This window comes from Parabacteroides sp. AF27-14 (genome assembly GCF_003635425.1).
Lineage (GTDB): Bacteria > Bacteroidota > Bacteroidia > Bacteroidales > Tannerellaceae > Parabacteroides > Parabacteroides distasonis.
In genome coordinates, this window is record NZ_QTLZ01000001.1 from 405,413 (window position 1) to 408,093 (window position 2,681).

General features: G+C 52.7%; 1 rRNA gene (cut by a window edge). It reads right to left on the minus strand.

Annotated features, from left to right (window positions below):
- Nucleotides 1–80 precede the first annotated feature (80 nt).
- A 23S ribosomal RNA gene (locus tag DWY79_RS01810) occupies nucleotides 81–2,681 on the minus strand; it runs 367 nt beyond the window's last position.

The following is a 2,681-nucleotide window of genomic DNA, read 5'->3' on the forward strand; positions in this document are numbered from 1 at the left end:
TCATTATCAAGATTTTGACCGGACATCAATCCGAAGAGACCAGCTTCGCCTTATCGTCTTAAAATATATCAACCTTCACGTGAGGAAAGTCCCGGGCTATTAGTACCACTCGGCTCGGACGTCGCCGCCCTTACACCTGTGGCCTATCAAGGTCATCGTCTATAACCACCCTTAAGGGAGATCTAATCTTGAGGCCGGCTTCGTACTTAGATGCTTTCAGCACTTATCCGATCCGTACTTAGATACCCGGCGGTGCCCCTGGCGGGACAACCGGTAAACCAGTGGTACGTCCAACACGGTCCTCTCGTACTAGTGTCAGAGCCCCTCAAATCTCCTGCGCCCACGATAGATAGAGACCGAACTGTCTCACGACGTTCTGAACCCAGCTCGCGTGCCACTTTAATGGGCGAACAGCCCAACCCTTGGGACCTTCTCCAGCCCCAGGATGTGACGAGCCGACATCGAGGTGCCAAACCATTCCGTCGATATGAGCTCTTGGGAATGATCAGCCTGTTATCCCCGGAGTACCTTTTATCCTTTGAGCGATGGCCCTTCCATGCGGAACCACCGGATCACTATGCTCTAGTTTCCTACCTGATCGAGTTGTATCTCTCCCAGTCAAGCGCCCTTATGCCATTACACTCTGCGACCGGTTACCAATCGGTCTGAGGGCACCTTTAGAAGCCTCCGTTACGCTTTTGGAGGCGACCACCCCAGTCAAACTACCCACCATACAGTGTCCTCCTGCCTAGGAGTTAGAACTCAAACAACCGAAGGGCCGTATTTCAACGGCGGCTCCAAGGATACTGGCGTACCCCCTTCAAAGCCTCCGGCCTATCCTACACATCGTCTGCCCAAATTCAATGTAAAGCTATAGTAAAGGTTCACGGGGTCTTTTCGTCCCATCGCGGGTAATCGGCATCTTCACCGATACTACAATTTCACCGAGCTCACGGTTGAGACAGTGTCCAGATCATTACACCATTCGTGCAGGTCGGAACTTACCCGACAAGGAATTTCGCTACCTTAGGACCGTTATAGTTACGGCCGCCGTTTACTGGGGCTTCAATTCAACGCTTCTCTCGCGATGACATCTCCTCTTAACCTTCCAGCACCGGGCAGGTGTCAGGCTGTATACGTCATGTTTCCATTTAGCACAGCCATGTGTTTTTGTTAAACAGTTGCCTGGACCTATTCTCTGCGCCTCGCCTTACGACGAGGACCCTTTATCCCGAAGTTACAGGGTCAATTTGCCTAGTTCCTTAACCGTGAGTCACTCGAGCGCCTCAGTATTCTCAACCCGACCACGTGTGTCCGTTTACGGTACGGGTGCCGCATGGATAAGTTTAGCGGATTTTCTTGGGAGCATGGTTACGTCCATATTACCTCGTACAAGTACTCGGTATACTGTCAGGTTCGGATCTCACGGCGGATTTGCCTACCATGATCGACTCCTACACCCTTCAACCGGCTATTCCGTCAGCCGGCAGGACTGTCACTTCTCCGTCTCCACGTCACTCCATGAGGCAGTATGGGAATATTAACCCATTCTTCCATCGGCGTCGCCGTTCGGCTTTGCCTTAGGTCCCGACTCACCCTGATCCGATTAGCGTTGATCAGGAAACCTTGGTCTTTCGGCGGGGGGGTTTCTCGCCCCCCTTATCGTTACTCATACCTACATTTGCTTTTCCATGCGCTCCAACAAGGGTCATCCCTCATCTTCGACGCCGCATGGAATGCTCCCCTACCATGTCTTACGACATCCACGGCTTCGGCAGATCGTTTATGCCCGATTATTATCCACGCCAGATCGCTCGACTAGTGAGCTGTTACGCACTCTTTAAATGAATGGCTGCTTCCAAGCCAACATCCTAGCTGTCTCTGCGATCCGACCTCGTTAGTTCAACTTAACGATCATTTGGGGGCCTTAGCCGGTGGTCTGGATTCTTCTCCTCTCGGACACGGACCTTAGCACCCGCGCCCTCACTCCCTTTAAATATATATCGCGCATTCGGAGTTTATCTGGACTTGATAGGCGGTGAAGCCCTCGCATCCAATCAGTCGCTCTACCTCGCGATATACTATAAAGAGGCTGCACCTAAATGCATTTCGGGGAGTACGAGCTATCTCCGAGTTTGATTAGCCTTTCACCCCTACCCTCAGCTCATTGGAAAGCTTTTCAACGCTTACCCATCCGGTCCTCCAGTTGGTGTTACCCAACCTTCAACCTGGCCAAGGGTAGATCACTCGGTTTCGCGTCTACCCCCCCCGACTGGCCGCCCTCTTCAGACTCGCTTTCGCTTCGGCTCCGTACCTTAGGTACTTAACCTTGCCGGGGAAGGTAACTCGTAGGTTCATTATGCAAAAGGCACGCCGTCACATCTTGACGATGCTCCGACCGCTTGTAGGCAGACGGGTTCAGGGTCTATTTCACTCCCCTGCTCGGGGTTCTTTTCACCTTTCCCTCACGGTACTGGTTCGCTATCGGTCTCTCGGGAGTATTTAGCCTTACGGGATGGGCCCCGCTGTTTCACGCAAGATTTCTCGTGCCCCGCGCTACTCAGGATGCCACTAGGCTTCAATCGTCAGTCGTGTACGGGGTTTTCACCCTCTATGACCGCCTTTTCCAAGGCGTTCCACTTGACTCTATCTTGCCACGTCGTGGTCCTACAACCCCCGTG